General features: G+C 75.6%; 18 protein-coding genes. 9 read left to right on the forward strand and 9 right to left on the reverse strand.

Annotation, left to right across the window (positions count from 1 at the left end; translation table 11 throughout):
• Nucleotides 1-207: 207 nt before the first annotated feature.
• Both ACIQVD_RS33830 and ACIQVD_RS33835 read right to left on the reverse strand, forming a co-directional pair.
• Nucleotides 208-882 (reverse strand): Crp/Fnr family transcriptional regulator, encoded by a 675-nt coding sequence (locus ACIQVD_RS33830; protein WP_014136744.1) that lies wholly within the window; start codon nucleotides 880-882, stop codon nucleotides 208-210.
• A 147-nt stretch (nucleotides 883-1,029) separates the two neighbouring features.
• Nucleotides 1,030-1,686: a GntR family transcriptional regulator gene (locus tag ACIQVD_RS33835; protein ID WP_402292690.1), complete on the reverse strand. Its 657-nt coding sequence runs from the start codon at nucleotides 1,684-1,686 to the stop codon at nucleotides 1,030-1,032.
• Between the two features lie 145 nt (nucleotides 1,687-1,831).
• Here ACIQVD_RS33835 and ACIQVD_RS33840 point away from each other — a divergent pair, with 145 nt between their 5' ends.
• Together ACIQVD_RS33840 and ACIQVD_RS33845 are read left to right on the forward strand one after the other, a co-directional pair.
• Complete coding sequence (locus tag ACIQVD_RS33840) at nucleotides 1,832-3,052, forward strand: amidohydrolase family protein (RefSeq protein WP_402292691.1); 1,221 nt, start codon at nucleotides 1,832-1,834, stop codon at nucleotides 3,050-3,052.
• 65 nt (nucleotides 3,053-3,117) lie between these two features.
• Nucleotides 3,118-4,614 carry an APC family permease gene (locus ACIQVD_RS33845; protein WP_402292692.1) on the forward strand — a complete coding sequence of 499 codons (1,497 nt, stop codon included), beginning with the start codon at nucleotides 3,118-3,120 and terminating at the stop codon, nucleotides 4,612-4,614.
• A 207-nt stretch (nucleotides 4,615-4,821) separates the two neighbouring features.
• Here the strand turns inward: ACIQVD_RS33845 and ACIQVD_RS33850 are convergent, their stop codons facing one another.
• Entirely contained in the window at nucleotides 4,822-6,060 is a 1,239-nt protein-coding gene (locus ACIQVD_RS33850; protein WP_402292693.1) for an amidohydrolase, read from the reverse strand.
• Nucleotides 6,061-7,075: 1,015 nt separating this feature from the next.
• On the opposite strand from ACIQVD_RS33850, the gene ACIQVD_RS33855 reads away from it, so the two are divergent.
• The 6 genes from ACIQVD_RS33855 to ACIQVD_RS33880 all read left to right on the forward strand — a co-directional run bounded on the left by ACIQVD_RS33855 (nucleotide 7,076) and on the right by ACIQVD_RS33880 (nucleotide 15,361).
• Nucleotides 7,076-7,918 carry an NAD-dependent protein deacetylase gene (locus ACIQVD_RS33855; RefSeq protein ID WP_402292694.1) on the forward strand — a complete coding sequence of 281 codons (843 nt, stop codon included), beginning with the start codon at nucleotides 7,076-7,078 and terminating at the stop codon, nucleotides 7,916-7,918.
• Nucleotides 7,919-8,175: 257 nt separating this feature from the next.
• A complete protein-coding gene (gene kdpF / locus ACIQVD_RS33860) occupies nucleotides 8,176-8,265 on the forward strand; it encodes a K(+)-transporting ATPase subunit F (RefSeq protein ID WP_014136735.1) in 90 nt (29 codons plus the stop codon).
• 1 nt (nucleotide 8,266) lies between these two features.
• On the forward strand, nucleotides 8,267-9,928 hold the full coding sequence (gene kdpA / locus ACIQVD_RS33865) for a potassium-transporting ATPase subunit KdpA (RefSeq protein ID WP_400683701.1): 1,662 nt from the start codon (nucleotides 8,267-8,269) through the stop codon (nucleotides 9,926-9,928).
• Nucleotides 9,928-12,015 carry a potassium-transporting ATPase subunit KdpB gene (gene kdpB, locus ACIQVD_RS33870; protein WP_400683704.1) on the forward strand — a complete coding sequence of 696 codons (2,088 nt, stop codon included), beginning with the start codon at nucleotides 9,928-9,930 and terminating at the stop codon, nucleotides 12,013-12,015. The genes kdpA and kdpB overlap by 1 nt, the downstream gene beginning before the upstream one ends.
• 14 nt (nucleotides 12,016-12,029) lie before the next feature.
• Nucleotides 12,030-12,638, forward strand: coding sequence for a potassium-transporting ATPase subunit KdpC (gene kdpC, locus ACIQVD_RS33875; RefSeq protein ID WP_402292695.1), 609 nt, complete (start codon nucleotides 12,030-12,032; stop codon nucleotides 12,636-12,638).
• A gap of 107 nt (nucleotides 12,639-12,745) precedes the next feature.
• On the forward strand, nucleotides 12,746-15,361 hold the full coding sequence (locus ACIQVD_RS33880; protein WP_402292696.1) for an ATP-binding protein: 2,616 nt from the start codon (nucleotides 12,746-12,748) through the stop codon (nucleotides 15,359-15,361).
• Between the two features lie 64 nt (nucleotides 15,362-15,425).
• On the opposite strand, the gene ACIQVD_RS33885 is transcribed toward ACIQVD_RS33880, so the two are convergent.
• From ACIQVD_RS33885 to ACIQVD_RS33905, 5 genes are all read right to left on the reverse strand, one after another.
• On the reverse strand, nucleotides 15,426-16,019 hold the full coding sequence (locus ACIQVD_RS33885) for a phosphatase PAP2 family protein (RefSeq protein ID WP_400683711.1): 594 nt from the start codon (nucleotides 16,017-16,019) through the stop codon (nucleotides 15,426-15,428).
• Nucleotides 16,016-17,365: a diacylglycerol/lipid kinase family protein gene (locus ACIQVD_RS33890; RefSeq protein ID WP_402292697.1), complete on the reverse strand. Its 1,350-nt coding sequence runs from the start codon at nucleotides 17,363-17,365 to the stop codon at nucleotides 16,016-16,018. Before ACIQVD_RS33890 ends, ACIQVD_RS33885 begins: the two co-directional genes overlap by 4 nt.
• A gap of 162 nt (nucleotides 17,366-17,527) precedes the next feature.
• The gene (gene serS / locus ACIQVD_RS33895) at nucleotides 17,528-18,823 is read right to left on the reverse strand and encodes a serine--tRNA ligase (RefSeq protein WP_402292698.1); all 1,296 of its coding nucleotides are present in this window, start codon (nucleotides 18,821-18,823) and stop codon (nucleotides 17,528-17,530) included.
• 372 nt (nucleotides 18,824-19,195) lie between these two features.
• Nucleotides 19,196-19,978: an alpha/beta fold hydrolase gene (locus ACIQVD_RS33900; RefSeq protein WP_402292699.1), complete on the reverse strand. Its 783-nt coding sequence runs from the start codon at nucleotides 19,976-19,978 to the stop codon at nucleotides 19,196-19,198.
• 32 nt (nucleotides 19,979-20,010) lie between these two features.
• A complete protein-coding gene (locus ACIQVD_RS33905) occupies nucleotides 20,011-20,220 on the reverse strand; it encodes a DUF4287 domain-containing protein (RefSeq protein ID WP_400683721.1) in 210 nt (69 codons plus the stop codon).
• A gap of 136 nt (nucleotides 20,221-20,356) precedes the next feature.
• On the opposite strand from ACIQVD_RS33905, the gene ACIQVD_RS33910 reads away from it, so the two are divergent.
• A complete protein-coding gene (locus ACIQVD_RS33910) occupies nucleotides 20,357-21,265 on the forward strand; it encodes a hypothetical protein (RefSeq protein WP_402292700.1) in 909 nt (302 codons plus the stop codon).
• A 37-nt stretch (nucleotides 21,266-21,302) separates the two neighbouring features.
• On the opposite strand, the gene ACIQVD_RS33915 is transcribed toward ACIQVD_RS33910, so the two are convergent.
• Nucleotides 21,303-21,746: an iron chaperone gene (locus ACIQVD_RS33915; RefSeq protein ID WP_100837519.1), complete on the reverse strand. Its 444-nt coding sequence runs from the start codon at nucleotides 21,744-21,746 to the stop codon at nucleotides 21,303-21,305.
• Between the last annotated feature and the right edge of the window lie 241 nt (nucleotides 21,747-21,987).

Here is a 21,987-nt window from a genome sequence, read left to right on the forward strand (position 1 = left end):
ACATCCAGTACGAGGGCGTTCCGCCGGCACTCCCAGCCGGGCCCCCGACGCCGCGCGCTGATCCGACAAGATCGACCGGACAGGGCCTAGCGGGCGCCGCGTCCAGCGGGCGCCGCGGAACCCGGGGCCGACGCACCGCGAGGCCGCGACGGGGGCAGGTGAACCTGCCGTCCGTCGCGGCCTCGCTCCGCGTCCGGGTGCGCGCGGCTAGCGCGAGCGGCGGGAGAGCCGCTCGACGTCGAGCAGGACGACCGCGCGGGCCTCCAGCTTGAGCCAGCCGCGGCCGGCGAAGTCGGCGAGCGCCTTGTTGACCGTCTCGCGGGAGGCGCCGACCAGCTGGGCGAGCTCCTCCTGGGTGAGGTCGTGCGCGACGTGGATGCCCTCGTCGGACTGGACGCCGAAGCGGCGCGAGAGGTCGAGCAGGGCCTTGGCGACCCGGCCGGGCACGTCGGAGAAGACCAGGTCGGACATCACGTCGTTGGTGCGGCGCAGGCGGCGGGCGATGGCGCGCAGCAGGGCGATGGAGACCTCGGGGCGGGCGTGCAGCAGCGGGAGCAGGTCGCCGTGGCCGAGGCCGAGGAGCTTGACCTCGGTGAGGGCGGTGGCGGTGGCGGTGCGCGGGCCCGGGTCGAAGAGCGAGAGCTCGCCGATCATCTCGGAGGGGCCGAGCACGGCGAGCATGTTCTCGCGACCGTCGGGGGAGGCCCGGTGCAGCTTGACCTTGCCCTCGACCACGACGTAGAGCCGGTCGCCCGGGTCGCCCTCGTGGAACAGCGACTCGCCGCGGGCGAGCGTCACCTCGGTCATGGAAGCGCGGAGCTCGGCAGCCTGGTCGTCGTCGAGTGCCGCGAACAGCGCGGCGCGCCGCAGAACGTCGTCCACGAGCTTCCTCCTGCTGGTGTCTGGGCAGTGCTACTCACCACCAAGGATGACGCATGTCGCTCCGATCATATGAGGAGGGGGTGTGCCGAGGTGGGGCCCACGCGGCCATTCGCGCAGTTCGGGTGGGCGTTTCCCGTCCTCGGCGGGCTACCCGCCGAGGGCCTGGCGGGCGAAGGCGCGGGTGCCGGCGACGTGGTGGCGGGCGAGGGCGGCGGCGGTCTCCGGGTCGCGGGCCTTGATGGCGTCGAGCAGCTGCTGGTGCTCGGTGCACATCGGGAGGCTGGTCTCGACGTCGGAGGTGAGCCGGAACAGGCGGCGCAGCCGGCCGTCGAGCGGGGCCATCATGTCGCGCAGCAGCGGGTTGCCGGAGAGTTCGACGATCTCGCGGTGGAAGTCGGCGTTCAGGCTGACCGTCTCGCGCAGCCGGCCGGCCGTGGCGGCCTTGCGGGTGCGGGCCAGGACGCGTTCGAGGCCGCGGATGCCGGCGGGGGTGGCGTGCCGGGCGGCGAGGCTGGCGGCGAGGGCTTCGAGGGACTCGCGGACGGCGAAGAAGTGCTCGGCCTCGGCGGGGCCGAAGTCGGCGACGACGGCGCCGCGGCGGGCCTGGACGGTGAGGAAGCCCTCGCGTTCGAGGCGCTGCATGGCCTCGCGGACCGGTATCCGCGAAACGCCCATGCCGTCGGCGAGTTCGCGTTCGACCAGGCGCTGCCCGGCGGGGTACTCGCCCTCGATGATCCGCTCGCGCAGCTGGACGTAGACGAGGTCCGCCAGCGACTGGTGGGCGTCGCCGAGGGTGTCGGTCATCGGGGGGCTCCAGGCGGAAGCGGGCGGACGGAGCGGGCAGTGGACCAGATCATTCCAGATGGGTTCCGGCTCCCCCCTTGTCTGGTATTCGGTATACCAGATAGCTTGGCCGCTCACCGCCCCCGACGAGCCCAGGAGCCCACCCGTGACCACCCTCCCGCCAGGGCCGCAGCTGCTGCTGGACGCCACCCTCCCGGACGGCTCCCGGGCCGACCTGCGGATCGCGGACGGCCGGATCGCCGCGCTCACCCCCGCCCCGGCCGGGCGCGAGCGGGTCGAGCCGGGGACCGGCGAGGTCGCGCTGGACGGGGCGCTGCTGCTGCCCGCGCTGATCGACGGGCACGCCCACCTGGACAAGACCTTCCTCGGCGCGCCCTGGCAGCCGCACCGCCCGACGTCCACCCTGCGCGAGCAGATCGCCGCCGAGCGGGCGCTGCGCCGCGAGGTGGCCCGGCGGACGCCGGTGGCCGACCGGGCGGAGGCGCTGGCCCGCCGGATGGCCGCGCTCGGCACCGGCTTCGTCCGCTCGCACGTGGACGTCGACCCGGACACCGGGCTGGACCACCTGCACGCGGTGCTGGAGGCGCGCGAGCGGGTCCGGGAGCTGATCGACGTGCAGCTGGTGGCGTTCCCGCAGAGCGGCGTGGTGGCCGAGCCCGGGGTGGCGCGGCTGCTGGACGCGGCGCTGCGGGAGGGCGCCGAACTGATCGGCGGGCTGGACCCGTTCGGCTTCGACCGGGACGCGGACGGCCAGCTGGACGTGGTGTTCGGCCTGGCCGAGCGGCACGGCGCGGGCGTCGACATCCACCTGCACGACGGCGGCGAGGCCGGCGCGGCGCAGCTGCGGGCGATCGCCGACCGGACGGCGGCGCTGGGCCTGGGCGGGAAGGTCGCGGTCAGCCACGCGTACTGCCTGGGGCAGCTGGCCGGGCCCGAGCTGGCCCGGACCGCCGGGGCGCTGGCGGCGGCCGGGGTGGCGGTGATGACCAACGGCCCGGCCCGGAGCATGCCGCCGGTGAAGCCGCTGCACGAACTGGGCGTGCTGGTGTTCGCCGGCTCCGACAACGTCCGCGACGCGTGGTGGCCGTACGGCACCGGCGACATGCTGGAGCGGACCACGGTCATCGGGCTCCAGGGCGAGCTGATGACCGATCAGGACCTCGCGCTGGCGGCGGAGTTCGCCACCGGCCACGCCGCCCGGGCGCTGGGCGTCGCGGAGTACGGGATCGCCGTCGGGCGGCCCGCGAACCTGGTGGCCGTCGCCGCGGGCTCGGTGCCCGAGGCCGTCGCCGCGCACCCCGAACGGCTGCTGGTGCTGCACCGCGGCCGCACCGTCCTGGACCGCCTCGGCGGCCCCTCGCAGTAACGCGGTCACCCCGTGCCGCAGTCACCCCCACGCACCTGCGCAGCACCCCGGAAGGAACCCCCACCATGACCCTCAGCTCCTCCGCCGCCCGGGCGTCCGCCCCGGCCGAGCCGCCCGGACCGCCCGGCTCGCCCGACCCGTCCGGCCGGCTGGCCAAGGGCCTGATCGGCACCACCGACCTGGTGTTCTTCGTGGTCGCCGCCGCCGCGCCGCTGACCGTGCTGGCCGGGATCGCCCCGTTCGCGATCGGGGTGGGCGGGGCGTCCGCGCCGGCCGCGTACCTGATCTCGGGCGCGCTGCTGGTCCTGTTCGCCGCCGGGTTCACCGCGATGAGCCGGTACGTGCGCAACGCGGGCGCGTTCTACGCGTACGTGGCGCGCGGGCTGGGGCGCACCCTCGGCGTGGTCACCGCCTACGTGGCGGTGGTCAGCTACAACCTGATCACCCCGGGCGTGGCCGCCGCGTTCGGCTACTTCGCGGCCGGGCACATCGAGCAGCGGACCGGCGCGCACGTGCCGTGGTGGCTGCTGTCCGGGGCGTGCGTGCTGGTGGTCGGCGTGCTCGGCTGGCTGAAGGTCACGCTGTCGGCGAAGGTGCTGGGCGTGGCACTGGTGCTGGAGGTGCTGTCGCTGCTGCTGATGGAGGGCGGGGTGCTGGCCGACCGGGGGACGGCCGCGCTCGACCCGGTCTCCTTCGACCCGTCGCTGCTCACGCAGGCCGGGGTGGCGGGCATGTTCGTGCTGGTGATCGGCGCCTTCACCGGCTTCGAGGCGACCGCGATCTACGCCGAGGAGGTCCGCGACCCGGCCCGCACCGTGCCGCGCGCCACCTTCGTCGCGATCGGCTTCCTGGCGGTGTTCTACGCCCTGGGCACCTGGATCGTGATGGGCGCGTACGGCACCGACGAGGCGGTGGCCCAGGCCCGCGCCGACGGCGGCCCCGACCTGACCTTCCGGGCCGCCGAGCGCTTCGTCGGCCTCTGGCTGTCGGACACCATGCACGTGCTGATCATCGTCTCGGCGTTCGCCTCCGCGCTGGCCTTCCACAACGCCGCCGCCCGCTACCTGTACGCGCTGGGCCGCGAGGGCCTGCTGCCGCGCCCGCTCGGGCGGGTCTCGCCGCGGACCGGCTCGCCGGGGACGGCGGTGCTGGTGCAGTCGGTGTTCAACGCGCTGGTGATCGGGCTGGGCGCGGTGCTCGCGGTCGACCCGTACCTGGTGGTGCTGCTCTGGTCGAACAGCGTCGGCGTGCTCGGGATCATGGTGATGCAGGCGCTGGCGGCGGTCGCGGTGTTCGCGTTCTTCCGCACCGACCGGCGCGGGATGTCCGCGTTCCGGGTGGTCTGGGCGCCGCTGCTGGCGGCGGCCGGGCTGGCCGTGCTCAGCGTGCTCGCGCTGTTCAACTTCGACCTGCTGACCGGGCGCACCGGGCTGGTCAACTGGCTGCTGCTGGTGCCGCTGCCGGTGGTCGCGGCGGCCGGCTGGCTGGTCGCCCGGCGGATCCGGCGCACCGACCCGGAGCGGTTCGCCCGGCTGACCGAGGTCGACGTCGAACGCGACTGAGCGGGCCCGCGGACGGCGGTGGCGGCCCCGGCGCGAGGGCGGTCACCGCCGCCGCGGCGTGCTCCGGCGGCGGCTCCGGGCGCGGCCCCGGCTCCGGCGGCGGCTCCGGGCGGGGCCCCGGCTCCGGCGGCGGCTCCGGGCGGGGCGGTGGCTCCGGGCGTGGCGATGGCGGCTCCGGGCGGGCGGCCACCGCCGTCGCGGCGGGTGTCAGGCGACCAGCGCGCCGTGCTCGGCGACCACCCGGCCGGCCTTCACCACCAGCTCGCGCGGCGGCAGGTCGACCACCACCTGCGGGACGCACTCGCCGTCCACCAGCAGGAAGTCGGCGGGGGAGCCGGGCACCAGGTCGGCCCTGGGCAGGCCCAACAGCTCGGCGCCGCCGTGCGCGGCCAGCTCCAGGCAGTCGGTCAGCTCCCGGTCGGTGCGGGCGTCGGTGGTCCAGCCCAGCAGGTGCGCCCGGTGCAGCATGTCGGCGTTGCCGTACGGGCTCCAGGAGTCCCGGACGCCGTCCGAGCCGAGGCCGACCCGCACCCCGCGCGAGCGCAGCGCGCGGAACGGCAGCACCTGGTGCGCGGACGGCGCGACCGTGGTCAGCGCGATCCCGGCGTCCGCCAACAGGTCGGCGGTGCGGTCGAGTTCGGCGGCGGACAGCTCGGCCAGGCAGAACACGTGGCTGACCGTCACCTGGCCGCGCAGCCCGGCGGCGACCGTCCGGGCGGCGAGCGCGCGCAGCGGGTCCAGGCCGGTGGCCCCGAGGTCGTGCAGGTGCACGTCCAGCAGCACGCCGTACCGCTCGGCCAGGCCGAACAGCAGGTCGAACTGCTCGCGGCCGTCCGCGCCGCCGCCGTCGAACCCGGCCGGGTCGATGCCGCCGACCGCGTCCACCAGGCCCTCGCGGGCCGCGGCGGTCAGCAGCTCCGCCGTGCCCGGGGCGCGCACCACGCCGTGCTGCGGGAACGCCACCGACTGCACGTCCAGCTTCCCGGCCAGCCGCTCGGCGGCCTCGCGCAGACCGGTCGCCCCGGCCAGGCCGTACGCGGGGGCGACGTCCACGTGCGCGCGCACGGCGCGGGTGCCGCGGGTCACCGCGTGGGCGAGCAGGCGGTGCGCGCGCACGCCGACCGGGGACCGCTGGTGCGCGGCCAGCTCGACGTCACCGGCCACGTACTCCGGCAGGCCGTGCGCCGGGCGGCGGCTGTACCAGGGCTCGCCCCAGCTGGTCTTGTCCGGGTGCAGGTGGGCGTCCACCAGGGTCGGCAGCGCGATCCGGCCGCCGCCCTCCACCACCACCGGACGGGCACCCGCGGGCGGCCCGGCCGCCAGGACGCCGTCCACGGCGACCAGGTCGGTGACCGGTCCGCCGAACGGGCGGACCTGGCGGAACAGCGTGACGTGCATGGTGGCGCTCCCGGGGTGGTGCTGAGGGCTCTGTCCGGCACCAATCAAACCGCTTCCGGGCCGCCAGTCAACTCGCTTGCTTCACAGGCGAGTTGACGATTCACTCTGCCCGGATGGCGGCCCGCCGGACGGGGTCCGGGGCGACGGACCGGGGTGGCGCGGCCAGCGGGGACGGCGGTGGTGCGCGGTACGGGTGCCGCGCAGGTGCGGCAGGCCGTGGCGGCGGTGGTGGCGGTGGCGGTCGTCCGGGCCGCCGACCGCCGCCGCCGGTGCAGTACCTGCCGGGCCGGGCGCCACCGCCGGACGGACCGCCACCCCGCCCGGCGGCGCCCGGCCGCTTGCCGCAGCGCTGCGTCCAGCAGCCGCCGGGCCGTCGCGTCGTTCGGCGGTCGTCCGGTCGTCCGGTCGTCCGGTCGTCCGGTCGTCCGGTCGGCAGCGGCACCAGCACCGCGCCCCGGGCCGCCGCCTCCGGTACCGCCCGCCGCAGCGCGGCCGGACCGCCCGGTGGACCGTCCGCGTCGAGCAGCAGCAGGTCGTCCGGGCCGCCGACCGCCGCGGCCAGCGCGGCACTCGCCGGGCCGGGCGCCACCACCGGACGGACCGCCACCCCGCCCGGCGGGCGCCTGGCCGCCTGCCGCAGCGGCCGCCGGGCCGCCCGGCGGACCGTCCGCGCCGACCACCACCCGCGCGTGGTTCCCGCCACTGCGCCCTGACCGTCGCCCCCTCGTCCTCCCCCCCCGGTGAGCGCCCGGGCGGGACGACGAGCGGCGGCGGGTGCGGGTGCGGGGGAGCGCGGGCCCGGGGCGCGGGCGGCATCGGTGGGGGCTCGGGCGGGGCCCGGCGTGCGGCCGGGGTGTGGAAGCGCTCCCGAGAAAGATCCGTGCGCTTCTTCTGCCCGGGCGGTGGATCGAAGTACAAAGGAGGCAGCGGAAGTTCGGGCTGTGGGGGCCGGAGCGTCCGCACCCGGGGCGGCCCGGGCGGTGCGTGGGGGTACTGCCTGGGCCGCCGGGTTCCGCCCCCGGTCTCCGCCGCTCTCCGCCGGTTCCGGCGCGGGCGTTCCACAATGGACGGCATGAGCGTGCACGAGGACGGACTGCCCGCGCTGGCCCGGCTGCTGGCCGGCGGCGGCGTGGTGGTGCTGAGCGGGGCCGGACTGTCCACCGAGTCCGGCATCCCGGACTACCGCGGGCCGGACGGCGTCCGCCGGAACCGGGCGCCGATGACGTACCAGGAGTTCGTCGCGGGGGAGCCGGCCCGGCGCCGCTACTGGGCGCGCAGCCACGCCGGCCGGGCGGTGATCGCCCGGGCCCGCCCGAACGCCGGGCACCTCGCGGTGGCCCGGCTGCGCGACACCGGCCGGGTCTCGGCCGTGATCACCCAGAACGTGGACGGCCTGCACCGCGCCGCGGGCACCGCCGACGCCGTCGAACTGCACGGCGGCCTCGACCGCGTCGTCTGCCTCGACTGCGGCGCCGTCACCGCCCGCACCGCCCTCGACGAGCGCCTCGCCGCGCTCAACCCGGCCTTCCGGGACGCCGGTTCGCGGATCAACCCGGACGGCGACGTCGAGCTGCCGGACGACCTGGTCGCCTCGTTCACCGTCGCGCCCTGCACCGCCTGCGGCGGCGTGCTCAAGCCGGACGTGGTGTTCTTCGGCGAGAGCGTCCCCAAGGACCGGGTCGAGCACTGCTACCGCCTGGTCGACGAGGGTCGCGCCCTGCTGGTCCTCGGCTCCTCGCTGGCGGTGCTCTCCGGCCTGCGCTTCGTCCGGCACGCCGCCAGGACCGGCAAGCCGGTGGCCATCGTGACCCGCGGCACCACCCGCGGCGACGACCTCGCCGACATCCGGATCGACCGCCCGCTCGGCGCGGCCCTCACCGAGCTGGCCCCGCCCTTCGCGGAGTAGCGGGAGCCGCCGGGGCGCGGGGCCCGGGCGGCGCCGGGAGCCGTCAAGGCGGCGTCAAGGCGGCCCGGGCGGCCGTATGGGGCGCGTCAGGAACGGCGGGGACGGCCGGTTCCGCTGCTTGGCTCGGGGTGTCGGCGAAAGCGTCGGCCACCGTTCCGAGCCACCCTGGTGGATGCCATGTCAGACCTGCTCTACGTCGGTGTCACGGCCGCCGTGTTCGCCGTCATCGCCCTGATCGCCCGGGGGGTGGAGAAGCTGTGAGCGCCGAGCACATAGCGGGTCTCCTCGTCGCCGCCGCGCTGGTCGGGTACCTCGTCCTCGCGCTGATCCACCCGGAGAAGTTCTGACATGGGCCCCACTCCTGCCGGGTGGCTGCAGGCCATCGCCCTGGTCGGCGCGCTGGCCCTGTGCTACCGCCCGCTCGGCGACCACATCGCCGGGCTGCTGACCTCCGCCCGCCACCTGAGAGCCGAGAAGGCGCTGTACCGGGTGGTCGGCGTCGACGCCGACGCCGACCAGCGCTGGCCGGTGTACCTGCGCTCGGTGCTGGCGTTCTCGGTGCTGTCGGTGCTGTTCCTGTACGGGCTGATCCGGCTCCAGACGCACCTGCTGCTGAGCCTGGGCGTGCCCGAGATGGACGCGCACCAGGCGTGGAACACCGCGGTCTCGTTCACCACCAACACCAACTGGCAGTCGTACAGCGGCGAGGCCGCGATGGGCCACCTGGTGCAGATGGCCGGGCTGGCGGTGCAGAACTTCGTCTCGGCGGCGGTCGGCATCGCGGTGGTGGCCGCGCTGATCCGCGGCTTCACCCGTCACCGCACCGACCGGGTCGGCAACTTCTGGGTCGACCTGACCCGGATCTCGCTGCGGCTGCTGCTGCCGCTCGCGGTCCTCTTCGCGCTGGTGCTGGTGGCCGGCGGCGTGGTGCAGAACTTCCACGGCTTCCACGAGGTGACCACCCTCACCGGCGGCTCGCAGCCGATCCCCGGCGGGCCGGTGGCCTCGCAGGAGGTCATCAAGCTGCTGGGCACCAACGGCGGCGGCTTCTACAACGCCAACTCGGCGCACCCGTTCGAGAACCCGACCGGCTTCACCAACCTGGTCGAGGTGTTCCTGCTGCTGGTGATCGCCTTCGCGCTGCCGCGCACCTTCGGCACCATGGTCGGCGACCACCGCCAGGGCTACGCGATCGTCTCCGTGATGGCGCTGTTCTGGGTGGCCTCGGCGGCCCTGGTCACCTTCTTCGAGCACCAGCACTCCGGCAGCGCGCTCCAGGCGGCCGGCGCGGCGATGGAGGGCAAGGAGCAGCGGTTCGGCATCGCGGCCTCCGGCCTGTTCGCGGCGTCCACCACGCTCACCTCGACCGGCGCGGTCAACTCCTTCCACGACTCGTTCACGCCGCTCGGCGGCGGGCTGACCGTCTTCGACATGATGCTCGGCGAGATCGCGCCCGGCGGCACCGGCTCCGGCCTGTACGGGATGCTGGTGCTGGCGATCGTGGCGGTGTTCGTGGCGGGCCTGATGGTCGGCCGCACCCCCGAGTACCTGGGCAAGAAGCTCGGCGGCCGGGAGATGAAGTTCGCCTCGCTGTACATCCTCACCACCCCGGCGATCGTGCTGATCGGCGCGGGCACCGCGATCGCGCTGCCCGGCGAGCGGGCCGGGATGCTGAACGACGGCGCGCACGGCTTCTCCGAGGTGCTGTACGCGTTCACCTCGGCCGCGAACAACAACGGTTCGGCGTTCGCCGGCATCACGGTGAACACCACCTGGTACGACACGGCGCTGGGCCTGGCGATGGTGTTCGGCCGGTTCCTGCCGGTGGTGTTCGTCCTCGCGCTGGCCGGCTCGCTGGCCAGGCAGCGGCCCGTCCCGGCGGGTGCGGGCACGCTGCCCACGCACAGGCCGCTGTTCGTCGGCCTGCTGTCGAGCGTGATCCTGATCGTCGTCGGCCTCACCTACTTCCCGGCCCTGGCCCTCGGGCCGATCGCAGAAGGTCTCCACTGATGTCCACCAGCACTGTTGAACCCGCCCCGCACCGGGCCGCGGCCGGCCTGCTCGATCCGAAACAGCTGCTCGCCGCGCTGCCCGACGCGGTGCGCAAGCTCGACCCCCGGGTGATGGTGAAGAACCCGGTGATGTTCGTGGTCGAGGTCGGCTCGGTGGTCACCACCGTCGCCGCGATCGCCGACCCGTCCGTCTTCGGCTGGGCGATCACCGGCTGGCTCTGGCTGACCACGGTCTTCGCCAACCTGGCGGAGGCGGTCGCCGAGGGCCGCGGCAAGGCGCAGGCCGACACGCTGCGCCGTGCCAAGTCCGGCACCGTGGCGCGCCGGCTCACCGGCTGGCCCGCCGCCCGGACGGAGGAGGAGGTCCCGGGCACCGCGCTGAAGTTGGGCGACCACGTGGTGGTCGAGGCCGGGCAGGTCGTCCCGGGCGACGGCGACGTGGTGGAGGGCGTCGCGTCGGTGGACGAGTCGGCGATCACCGGCGAGTCCGCGCCGGTGATCCGGGAGTCCGGCGGCGACCGCAGCGCGGTGACCGGCGGCACCCGGGTGCTGTCCGACCGGATCGTGGTGCGGATCTCCGCCGAGCCGGGCAAGACCTTCATCGACCGGATGATCGCCCTGGTGGAGGGCGCGTCCCGGCAGAGGACGCCGAACGAGATCGCGCTGAACATCCTGCTGGCCTCGCTGACCGTCGTCTTCCTGATCGCCGTGGTCACCCTCCAGCCGATGGCCGCCTACGCCGGGGCCCCGCAGCCGACCATCGTGCTGGTGGCGCTGATCGTGGCCCTGATCCCGACCACCATCGGCGCGCTGCTCTCGGCGATCGGCATCGCGGGCATGGACCGCCTGGTGCAGCGCAACGTGCTGGCGATGTCCGGCCGGGCCGTGGAGGCCGCGGGCGACGTCAACACGCTGCTGCTGGACAAGACCGGCACCATCACGCTCGGCAACCGGCAGGCCGCCGAGTTCCGCCCCGCGTCCGGCGTGACGGCCGAGGAGCTGGCGGACGCCGCGCAGCTCTCCTCGCTCGCCGACGAGACCCCGGAGGGCCGCTCGATCGTGGTGCTCGCCAAGACGGCGCACGGCCTGCGGGCCCGCGCCCAGGGCGAGTTGACGCACGCCACCTGGGTGCCGTTCACCGCGCGGACCCGGATGTCGGGCGTCGACCTGGCCGAGGCCGACGGCGTCCACCAGGTCCGCAAGGGCGCGGCGGGCGCGGTGTCCCACTGGGTGCGCGAGAACGGCGGCGGCGTCGGCACCGAGGTCTCCGCGCTGGTCGACGCGATCGCCTCGGCCGGCGGCACCCCGCTCGTCGTCGCCGCCAGGCTCGGGGCCGCCCCCGCCCGGGTGCTCGGCGTGATCCACCTCAAGGACGTGGTCAAGGAGGGCATGCGGGAGCGCTTCGAGGAGCTCCGCCGGATGGGCATCAGGACCGTGATGATCACCGGCGACAACCCGCTGACCGCCCGGGCCATCGCCGAGGAGGCGGGCGTGGACGACTTCCTCGCCGAGGCCACGCCCGAGGACAAGCTGGCCCTGATCCGCACGGAGCAGGAGGGCGGCAAGCTGGTGGCGATGACCGGCGACGGCACCAACGACGCCCCGGCGCTCGCCCAGGCCGACGTCGGCGTGGCGATGAACACCGGCACCATGGCGGCCAAGGAGGCCGGCAACATGGTGGACCTCGACTCCAACCCCACCAAGCTGATCGAGATCGTCGAGATCGGCAAGCAACTGCTGATCACCCGGGGCGCGTTGACGACCTTCTCGATCGCCAACGACGTGGCCAAGTACTTCGCGATCATCCCGGCGATGTTCGCCGGGGTCTACCCGGGCCTGAGCCACCTCAACGTCATGGGCCTGCACAGCCCGCAGTCCGCGATCACCTCGGCGGTCGTCTTCAACGCCCTGGTCATCGTCGGCCTGATCCCGCTCGCCCTGCGCGGCGTCAAGTACCGCCCCAGCGGTGCCAGTTCGCTGCTTTCCCGGAACATCGGGATCTACGGGATCGGCGGCCTGATCGTCCCCTTCGTCGGCATCAAGGCGATCGACCTGATCGTCCGGTTCATCCCCGGCCTGAGCTGAGAGAGGCCAGACCCATGCCCACCATCGTGCGCACCCACCTCACCGCACTGCGGATGCTGCTGGTGATGACCGTGATCCTCGGCCTCGCCTACCCCCTGCTGGTCACCGGCATCGGCCGACTCGCCTTCGCCGCCAAGGCCGACGGCTCGATCGTCGAGTCCGACGGCAGGCCGGTCGGCTCCAGCCTGCTCGGCCAGTCCTTCGACCTGCCGAAGGCGGGCGAGGACGACCCGGCCCGGCCGGACCCGAAGTGGTTCCAGCCCCGCCCGTCCGCCGGCGGCTACGACCCGGCCGCCTCCGGCGCGTCCAACCTCGGCCCGAACAGCGCCGACCTGCTGAAGGCCGTCGAGGAGCGCCGGGCCGCCGTCGCCGCCTTCGACGGCGTCGACCCGGCCGACGTCCCGCCGGACGCGCTGACCGCCTCCGGCTCCGGACTCGACCCGCACATCTCGGTCGCCTACGCCCGGGAGCAGGTCGACCGGGTCGCCGCCGCCCGCGGCATCCCCGCCGACACCCTGCGGAAGCTGATCGGCGAGTGCACCGACGGCCGCTCGCTCGGCTTCCTCGGCCAGCCCGGCGTCAACGTCCTCCGGCTCAACCTGGCGGTCGCCGCCGTCAAGTGACGACCCGTCAGTCTCCTGTACCGGTCGGCCCGGACGCTCCCCCGTCCGGGCCGACCCGCCGCGTCCCCGCTGACCGCCACCGACCCCCGCCGCCGAGAGGAGCCGCCATGACCGCTGACCCCGGGCCGCACCCCGAGGGCCGCCGGCGCGGCCGGCTGCGGGTCTACCTCGGCGCCGCCCCCGGCGTCGGCAAGACCTACCGGATGCTGGACGAGGCGCACCGCCGCCGGGAGCGCGGCACCGACGTGGTGGTCGGCTGGCTGGACACCCACGACCGCCCGCGCACCGCCCGCCTGCTCGACGGCCTGGAACGGCTCCCGCCCGCCGTGCGGCGCCACCGCGGCGCCGGGTTCGCCGAACTCGACCTGGACGCGCTGCTGGCGCGCCGTCCCGAACTCGCCCTGGTCGACGAGCTCGCCCACGCCAACGTCCCCGGCGGGCGGCACGCCAAGCGCTGGCAGGACGTCGAGGAACTGCTCGCGGCGGGCATCGACGTGGTCACCACCGTCAACATCCAGCACCTGGAGTCGCTCAACGACGTCGTCCAGCAGATCACCGGCGTCCCGCAGCGCGAGACCGTCCCCGACGCGGTGGTGCGCCGCGCCGACCAGATCGAACTGGTCGACATGGCCCCGCAGGCCCTGCGCCGCCGCCTCGCCCACGGCAACGTGTACCGGGCCGAGCAGGTCGACGCGGCGCTCGCCCACTACTTCCGGGTCGGCAACCTGACCGCGCTGCGCGAACTCGCCCTGCTCTGGCTGGCCGACCGGGTCGACGAGGGACTGCGCGACTACCGCGCCGCCCACCGCATCGACCGGGTCTGGGAGACCCGCGAACGGGTCGTGGCCGCGCTCACCGGCGGCCCCGAGGGCGTCACCCTGATCCGCCGCGCCGCCCGGATCGCGGACCGGGCCGCGGGCGGCGACCTGCTCGCCGTGCACGTCACCCGCAGCGACGGCCTGGCCGGCGCCTCCCCGGCCCGGCTCGCCGAGCAGCGGCAGCTGGTGGAGTCCCTCGGCGGCAGCTACCACGTGGTGGTCGGCGACGACATCCCCGCGGCGCTGCTGGCCTTCGCCCGGGCCCGGAACGCCACCCAGCTCGTCCTCGGCACCAGCCGGCGCGGCCGGACCGCCCGCTTCCTCACCGGCCCCGGCATCGGCGAGACCACCGTCGCCCGCTCCGCCGACATCGACGTCCACCTGGTCCCCCACGCCTTCACCGGCCGCGGCCGGCTGCCCGCGCTGGGCCGCCGCCACTCCCGCCGCCGCACCCTCACCGGGTACGCCGCCGGGCTCGCCGTGCCCGCGCTGCTGACCGCCGGGCTCGCCCGGGCGCACACCGCGCTGAACCTCACCACCGACGCGCTGGCCCTCCAACTCGGCGTGGTGGCCGTCGCGCTGCTCGGCGGCGCGCTCTCCGCGCTGCTGGCCTCGCTGACCGCCGCGCTGCTGCTGAACTACTACTTCATCCCGCCGGTGCACACCTTCACCATCGGCGAGGCCAACAACCTCATCGCGCTCGCGGTGTTCGCCGCCGTCGCGCTCTGCGTCTCCACCGTGGTCGACCACGCCGGACGGCAGACCGCCCGGGCGGCCCGCGCCACCGCCGAGGCCGAGACGCTCTCCACCCTGGCCGGCTCCGTGCTGCGCGGCACCGACGCCGTCCCCGACCTGCTGGAACGCACCCGCACCTCGTTCGGCCTGGACTCCGCCGCCCTGCTCGACCGCGCCACCGGCGAGGTCCTCGCCCGCGCCGACGGCACCGCTGCCGACGGCACCGCGGCCGACGACACCGCGGCCGACGACACCGCGGCTCCCGGCACCGCCGCGGCTCCCGGCACCGCAGCTCCCGACACCGCCGCGGAGGCCACCGAGTTCGGCGTCGGCGCGGACGCCGTGCTGGTCCTCACCGGGCGCCGGCTGCCCGACACCGACCAGCGCGTCCTCGCCGCGTTCGGCGCCCACCTCGCCGCCGCCCTCGAACGCGACCGGCTGGCCACCGCCGCCGCCGAGCTCGAACCGATCCGCGCCGCCGACCGGATGCGCACCGCCCTGCTCACCGCCGTCGGCCACGACCTGCGCACCCCGCTGGCCGCCGCCCTCGCCTCGGTCGGCTCGCTGCGCAGCCCCGACGTCGACTTCTCGGCGGCGGACCGGGCCGAACTGCTCGACCTCGCCGACGAGTCCCTGCACCGGCTCGCCCGCCTGGTCGACGACCTGCTCGACCTCAGCCGCCTCCGGGCCGGCGCCCTCACCGCGCACCTGCGCCCCGCCCGCCTGGACGAGGTCCTGCCCGCCGCCCTCGACGCCCTCGCCGAACCCGGCGCCGCCACCCCGGCCGCCGCCGCCCCGGTCACCGCCGCCACCGACGGCGTCCCGCCGGTCCTCGCCGACCCGCCGCTGCTCGCCCGCGTCCTCGGCAACGTGATCGCCAACGCCCTGCGCCACACCCCGCCGGGCGTCCCCGTCCTGGTCGCCGCCTCCAGCCACGCCGACCAGGTCGAGATCCGGGTGGTCGACCGCGGCCCCGGCATCCCCCCGGCCGACCGCGACCGGGTCTTCCTGCCCTTCCAGCGCCTGGGCGACACCGACAACACCACCGGCACCGGCCTCGGCCTGGCCCTCTCCCGGGGCCTCACCGAGGCGATGGGCGGCACCCTCGACCTGGAGGACACCCCGGGCGGCGGCACCACCGTGCTGCTCACCCTCCCCGCGGCCCGCTGACCCGGTGGCGGGAGCGGGCGCGGGGAGGGTGGGCAGGGCGCGGGGGAGCGGCGAGCGGCGAGCCCTAACCGCGCGGCCGGAACGCCCCCGGGATCCACCCGTCGAGGCCCGCGACCACGCTGCCCGCGACGGTGCCCAGCAGGGCGCCCGCGATCACGTCGCCCGGGTAGTGGACGCCCGTGTGCACCCGGGAGTAGCCGACCGTCGCGGCGAGCAGGCCGAGCGGCGCCGCCGCCCAGGGCAGTTGGGAGGAGACCCCGGTGGCGAAGGCGAACGCGGAGGCGGTGTGCCCGGACGGGAAGGACGCCGACTCCGGCATCGGCACGTGCCGGGCCTCCGGGACCTTCCCGCGCACCCGGTCGGGCCGCGGCCGCCGGGCCAGCGACTTGCCGAGCAGGTTCGCCGCCGCCGAGGCCGCCGCCACCGAGCCGAGGCCGACCAGCGCGGCCCGGCGCGGGCGCCCCGGCACCAGGGCCATCCCGCAGGCCACCGCGATCGAGATCTTGGAGTGGTTCGCCGCCGTGGACAGCTGCCGCAGCCGCTCGTCCAGGGTCGGTGTCGGGGTCGCCGCCACCGCGACGTACACCGCCTCGTCCACCGCCGAGAAGTCCGCCACCACGCGCTCTCCCGCCAGCACCCACCGCGTCAACGCCTTCACTGCACACCACCGTTCGCATCCGTCCGGCCCGACGCGAGGTGCGCCAGCCGGCTCCATTTCAAGGCCGGTACCGGGACTGCCGTGCCCGGCCGGTCGCGCGGCACCCGGACCCGCAGCGCACCGGGGCGGATCACGCAGCGCACCGGCACCTCCAGTTCCAGTGCCTCGCCGTCCACCGCGACGGGGATGGTCGGCACGTCCGCGGTCACCCGCACCTCGCGGCCGACCAGCACCGTCACCCCCTCCGCATTCGTACCGCGCAGCGCCAGGTCGGCGGCCTGGGCCGCGCCGTCCACCTTGACGCCGAGCACGCCCAGCGCGCCCCGGTCCATCCGGGAGCGCCGCCCGGGCTCGATCAGGTTGCCCGCGTCGTACGGGTTGTTGCTGACCAGGACGGCCTGCGGGCGCTCCAGCCGCTGTCCGCCGGCCTCGGCGGCGAGCTTCGCGCCCGTGTAGCCGACCAGCAGGTCCGGCAGCATCGCCAGGACGGTGGCGGCCTTCGCGTCCCGGTACTCGGGGTTCTGCACGATCTCCGCGTAGGTGCCGAACGAGACGTTGTTGACGAAGGCCCGGCCCGCGACCTCGCCGAGGTCGACCCGCAGCTCCACGCCGTCGGTCAGCGCGTCCAGGCAGCGCGCCGGGTCGTCGCGGTCCAGGCCGAGGTCCAGCGCGAAGTGGTTGCGGGTGCCCGCGGAGATCACCAGGAACGGCAGCCCGTGCCGGGCCGCGACCTGCGCGACCAGCGCCTGGGTGCCGTCACCGCCCGCCACGCCCAGCAGGTCGGCGCCGTCCGCGACGGCCCGTTCGGCCAGCTCGGTGACGTCCTGGTGGGCCTCCGGGTCCAGCAGGACGACCTCCGCGCCCAGCTCCCGGGCCCGCTCCGCGAGGTGGAACTCCGCCACCTTCCCGCCGCCGGACTTCGGGTTCATGATCAGCACGGGCCTGCGCGGCGCCTCGACCTCCCGCTCCGGCATCTCCCTCGTGTGCCGGGCCGAGCGCAGCGCCGCCCGGGACAGCAGCAGGCCCACCGCCCACAGCGCCACCGCGCCCAGCACCCACGGCCAGCTGCCGCCGCCCACGGTCACCACCACCAGCAGCACCGCGCCCACCGGGGCCGCCACCGCCAGCAGCACCCCCAGCCAGCGCAGCGGCCCGCGCCGCGACAGCGCCCACCACACCCCGACCGCCATCAGCGCCAGCGCGACCACCCCGACCGCCACCACCAGCGCCCCGCGCAGCCCGGCCCCGGCGGCCAGCAGCAGCACCGCCGCCAGCCCGCACCCGATCCCCGCCCGCGCCAGCCACACCGCCTTCGCCTGCCCCGCCACCTTCGCCGCCTCTCCCATGCCACCGACGGTAACGTCACGTCAGCTACCCCGCCCGGCGCGCCGCATCCCTGGGCAGCACCCGCCGGACGCCGCACGGGTGGGCCCGAACGCGCGGTCGGGCCCGAACGCACGGGTGGCGCGCGGCAGTCCGCCGCGCGCCCCCCGTTCCCCGTGGTGCTGCTACTCCTCGACGGGCGTGCCGTCGGCCGCGATCCGGGCGAAGCCCAGGTAGGGGCGCAGCGCCTTCGGCAGCAGCACCGAGCCGTCGGCCTGCTGGTGCTGCTCCAGCACCGCCGCGATGGTCCGGCCCAGCGGCAGGCCCGAGCCGTTGACGGTGGCGGCCGGCGTCGGCTTCCCCTTCTCGTCCCGGGTGCGGATGCCGGCCCGGCGGCCCTGGAAGGTGCCGAAGTCCGACACCGAGGAGATCTCCCGGTAGGTGTCCTGGCTGGGCAGCCACACCTCCAGGTCGTACGTCAGGCGCGCGGAGAAACCGGTGTCACCGGCCGCCAGCGTGACGACGCGGTAGGAGAGTTCGAGCTCCTGGAGGCAGGACTCGGCGTGCGAGACCATCAGCAGCATCTGCTCCCGGGCCTGCTCGGCGGCGCAGATCCGCACCATCTCCACCTTCGAGAACTGGTGCAGCCGGATCAGCCCGCGGGTGTCGCGCCCGTACGAGCCGGCCTCCGAGCGGAAGCACGGCGTGTGCGCGGTGAGCGCCAGCGGCAGCTCGGCCGGCGGGACGATCTCGTCCGCGTACAGGTTGGTCAGCGGGACCTCGGCGGTCGGGATCAGGAACAGGTCCCGGTCCGCGACGCCGGTCAGGAACAGGTCCTCCTCGAACTTCGGCAGCTGCCCGGTGCCGGTCATGGTGCGCCGGTTGACCAGGTACGGCACCGAGTGCTCGACGTACCCGTGCCGGCGGGTGTGCACGTCCAGCAGCAGGGCGACGATCGCCCGCTCCAGGGCGGCACCGGCCCCGCGCAGCACGCTGAAGCGCGAGCCGGACAGCTTGGTGGCCCGGCCGAAGTCCATGATGCCCATGGCCTCGCCGAGGTCGACGTGGTCCTTGGGCGCGAAGTCGAAGCGCTGCGGCTCGCCGACCCGGCGCAGCTCGCGGGCGTCCTCGTCGGAGAAGCCGTCGGGGGCCTCGTCGTCGGGCAGGTTGGGGACGGTCAGCAGCAGGTCGGTCAGCTCCTGCTGGACCTGCTCCAGCTCCGCCTCGTTCTGCTGCACCTGCTCCTTCAGCGCGCGGGCGGTCTCCTTCAGCCCGGTGACGTCCCCGCCCTGCTTCGCGGTGCGCTGCACCTCCTGGGCGACCTGCTTCGAGCGGGCCCGCAGCTCGTCACCGGCCTGGATGCCGCTGTTGCGGCGGGACTGCAGCGCCTCCAGCGCGGACAGGTCGAGCCGGTAGCCGCGACGTGCCAGGAGCCGGACGGCTTCGTCCCCCAGGTCGATCAGGACGCGGGCATCATGCATCGGAGTCGGTTCTCCTCTGGTTACGGGGGTTGCGGCGGGTGGAACGGGTGGAGCGGGTGGATTCGCCCCGACCGTAGCAGGGGCGGGGAAACCGTCGCAGCGCCTTTCCGACCCGCCCCGGGCGGTGCCCGCCCCGCCGCGCGGGGGCGGTCCCGAGGACGTCCCGGCAGCGGTGGCCGCCCCGCCGACTCGCGTCCCGCGCGGCCCCGGACCCGCCTCGGCCCCGGCTCGCTTCCGTCCCTGGCGGTGCCCATCCCGCTGCGCGGGGGCGGTCCCGAGGGCTTCCCGGAGCCGGTGGTCGCCCCGCCGACTCGCGTCCCGCGCCCCAGCCCGATCCCGGACCCGCCTCGCGGCTCGCTCCCGCCCCCGGCCTCAGCTGCGGGCGATGAACTCGGCCACCAGCGGCCCCAGCGCCTCGGGCGCGACCTCGTGGGTCTGCCCCGCCAGGGTGCGGTACTCCGCGCCCGCGGCGGCGGCCGTCGCGGCGGCGGCGTCGCGCAGCGGCGCGGGGCTGAGCCCGCCGTCGGCCACCAGCACCGGCACCGGCAGCGCGGCCAGCAGTCCGGCGGGCACCGGCGCGCCCGCCGTCCCGTCCAGCACCTCCGCGTCGTTGACCAGGGTCGGGGCCACCGCCTCGAAGGCCGGCCAGGCCGGTGACCGCCGCAGCTGCTCGACCAGCTCCCCGGGGGAGCCGACGAGGGCCATGAACCGGGCTACCGCGTCGCCCGGCCGGCCCGCGGTGACGTCCGCCTCGACGCCCGCCCGGTACGCCGCGAACCGGGCGAGCTGCTCCGGCGAGGTGCTGAACGGCGGCTCGTACGCCACCACCCGCTCCACCCCGATGCCCGCCCCCGCCGCCCGCAGGGCGAGCGCCGCGCCGGAGGACAGGCCCAGCAGCGTCGCCCGGCCGCCCGCCGCGGCGACGACCGCCGCCAGGTCCTCCACCTCCCGCCGCACGGCGTACGGCCCGCCCGCGCCGCTCTCCCCGCGCCCGCGCCGGTCGTAGCTGAACACCCGGTGCTCCACGGCGAGTTCGGCCGCGATCCCGCCCGACGGCCCGAACGCGCGGTGGCACAGCGCCCCGTCCACGACGACCACGGCCGGGCCGTCCCCCACGGCCTGGTGGGCGATCCGGGTGCCGTCGGCGGAGGTCACGTACGCGGTCGTGCCGTCTCCCCGCCGGGTGTTCACCGCTCACCCGCCGCGGCGGCGAGGGTGTGCGCGACCAGCGCGTTGGCGTGGCCGTGGCCCAGTCCGTACTCGGTCTTCAGCCAGGCCACCAGTTCCATGTGCCTGGTGAGCGGCGAGTCGGTGATCAACCGCTGCCACTCGGCGATCGGACGCCCGTACTTCTGCTCGATGGAGGGGAAGTAACTGGCCGGTCCCTTGACGCTCATCCCGTCGCTCCGTCCGTTCCGCGTGCCGCGCTCGCCGCGCCGCACGCCGCGTGCTGCCGTCACAGGAAAGGACGGGGCGCACCGGCGGAACTCATCGGTCCGCGCCGAAATTTCTCCCGCCCCGTACGGTCGGCCCATGGCACGCATCGACGACGGCACGATCGACCGGGCGGCCGGCTACCTGTGGACGGCCGGCCGGGTCCTCGAACAGCGGCGCTTCGCCCACCTGTTCGGCGACGCCCCCGACCCGGCGGGCGTCCTCGCCGCCCTGGACGCCTACCGCGCGCCCGGCGGCGGCTGGGCGTACGGGCTGGAACCCGACGTCCGCGGGCCCGCCGCCCAGCCGCTGGCCGCCGGCGCCGCGGCCCGGATCCTCGCCGAGGCGGACGCCCTGGCCGGCCCGCGCGGCACCGAACTCTGCGACTGGGCCGCCACGACGACCACCCCGGACGGCGGCGTCCCGGCGGTCCTGCCCAGCCTGCGCCGCTACCCGCACCCGCCCTTCCTGCCGGTCGCCGACGACCCGCCCGCCGACCTGCTCGCCACCGGCCAGATCGCCGCCCCGCTGCTCCGGGCCGGGCTGCGCCACCCCTGGCTGACCGGCGCGGCGGACTTCTGCCGCCGCGCGATCGAGGCGATCGGCCGGACCCACCCGTACGAGGTGATCACCGCCGTCGGCTTCCTGGACGCCGCCCCCGACCGCGCCTGGGCCGCCGAACAGGCCGCCCGGCTGGGCGAGTCGGTGCGTCGGCAGCGGCTGGTCCTGCTCGACCCGGCCCGCCCCGAGCAGGTCCGGCTCGCCCCCGGCTACGCGCCCGGCGAGTTCCACCTCCCGCACGACTACGCGCCCACCCCGGACAGCCTGGCCCGGGCCTGGTTCACCGACGCCGAGACCGAACGCGGCCTCGACCACCTCGCCGCGGCCCAACTCCCCGACGGCGGCTGGCCGATCACCTGGGCCCGCTGGTCCGCCGCCACCGAGAACGAGGCCCGCCCGGGCGTCACCCTGGCCGCCCTGCGCACCCTGCGCGCGTACCAGGGGTAGCGGGACGGGCCCGCGCCACGGCGCCGCCGTCGGTCGGTCAGGAGGCCGCGCGCTCGACCAGCTCGCCGATCCGGGCCGCCTCCGCCTCGCCCAGCTCGGCGATCGCGAAGTAGGTCGGCCACATCGCGCCGTCGTCCAGCTTGGCGTTGTCGCTGAAGCCGATCATCGCGTAGCGGGACTTGAACTTGGCGGCGCTCTGGAAGAAGCACACCGGCTTGCCGTCCGCGTTGTTGTACGCGGGCATGCCGTACCAGGTCTTCGGAGCCAGCTGCGGCGCGACCTCGGTGACGATCCGGTGGAAGCGCCGGGCGAGCACCCGGTCCGCCTCCGGCATCTCCTCGATCTTCTCCAGCAGGTCCTTCTCCGCCTCGGCCGCCTTCGCCGCCGCGGACGCCCGCTTGGACTCCGCCTTCAGCTCCTTGGCGCGCTCCTTCATCGCCGCGCGCTCGTCCGCCGTGAAACCCTCGTGCTTCTCCGCCATGGCCGGTCCTCCCGTTTCCCGTTCTCCGTCGCTCTCGATCGTAGGGACGGGACGGCCGCCGGGGCTTCTCGGAAACTGATCGGCTCCGGCCCCGTCAGGCTGCCCGGAACCTGCGCAGTCGCAGGCTGTTGCCGACCACGAACACCGAGGAGAAGGCCATGGCGGCTCCGGCGATCATGGGGTTGAGGAGGCCGGTGGCGGCGAGGGGGAGGGCGGCGGTGTTGTAGGCGAAGGCCCAGAA

It is taken from the genome of Kitasatospora sp. NPDC090308 (genome assembly GCF_044769485.1).
In the GTDB taxonomy this organism is placed as follows: Bacteria; Actinomycetota; Actinomycetes; order Streptomycetales; family Streptomycetaceae; genus Kitasatospora; species Kitasatospora fiedleri.

Coding starts and splice junctions, on each gene's coding strand:
- ACIQVD_RS33835 (WP_402292690.1), bottom strand. CDS start 1,686: ATGACCGACACCCTCGGCGACGCCCACCAGTCGCTGGCGGACCTCGTC.
- ACIQVD_RS33845 (WP_402292692.1), top strand. CDS start 3,118: ATGACCCTCAGCTCCTCCGCCGCCCGGGCGTCCGCCCCGGCCGAGCCG.
- ACIQVD_RS33855 (WP_402292694.1), top strand. CDS start 7,076: ATGGACGGCATGAGCGTGCACGAGGACGGACTGCCCGCGCTGGCCCGG.
- kdpA (WP_400683701.1), top strand. CDS start 8,267: ATGGGCCCCACTCCTGCCGGGTGGCTGCAGGCCATCGCCCTGGTCGGC.
- kdpB (WP_400683704.1), top strand. CDS start 9,928: ATGTCCACCAGCACTGTTGAACCCGCCCCGCACCGGGCCGCGGCCGGC.
- kdpC (WP_402292695.1), top strand. CDS start 12,030: ATGCCCACCATCGTGCGCACCCACCTCACCGCACTGCGGATGCTGCTG.
- ACIQVD_RS33880 (WP_402292696.1), top strand. CDS start 12,746: ATGACCGCTGACCCCGGGCCGCACCCCGAGGGCCGCCGGCGCGGCCGG.
- ACIQVD_RS33890 (WP_402292697.1), bottom strand. CDS start 17,365: ATGGGAGAGGCGGCGAAGGTGGCGGGGCAGGCGAAGGCGGTGTGGCTG.
- serS (WP_402292698.1), bottom strand. CDS start 18,823: ATGCATGATGCCCGCGTCCTGATCGACCTGGGGGACGAAGCCGTCCGG.
- ACIQVD_RS33905 (WP_400683721.1), bottom strand. CDS start 20,220: ATGAGCGTCAAGGGACCGGCCAGTTACTTCCCCTCCATCGAGCAGAAG.
- ACIQVD_RS33910 (WP_402292700.1), top strand. CDS start 20,357: ATGGCACGCATCGACGACGGCACGATCGACCGGGCGGCCGGCTACCTG.
- ACIQVD_RS33915 (WP_100837519.1), bottom strand. CDS start 21,746: ATGGCGGAGAAGCACGAGGGTTTCACGGCGGACGAGCGCGCGGCGATG.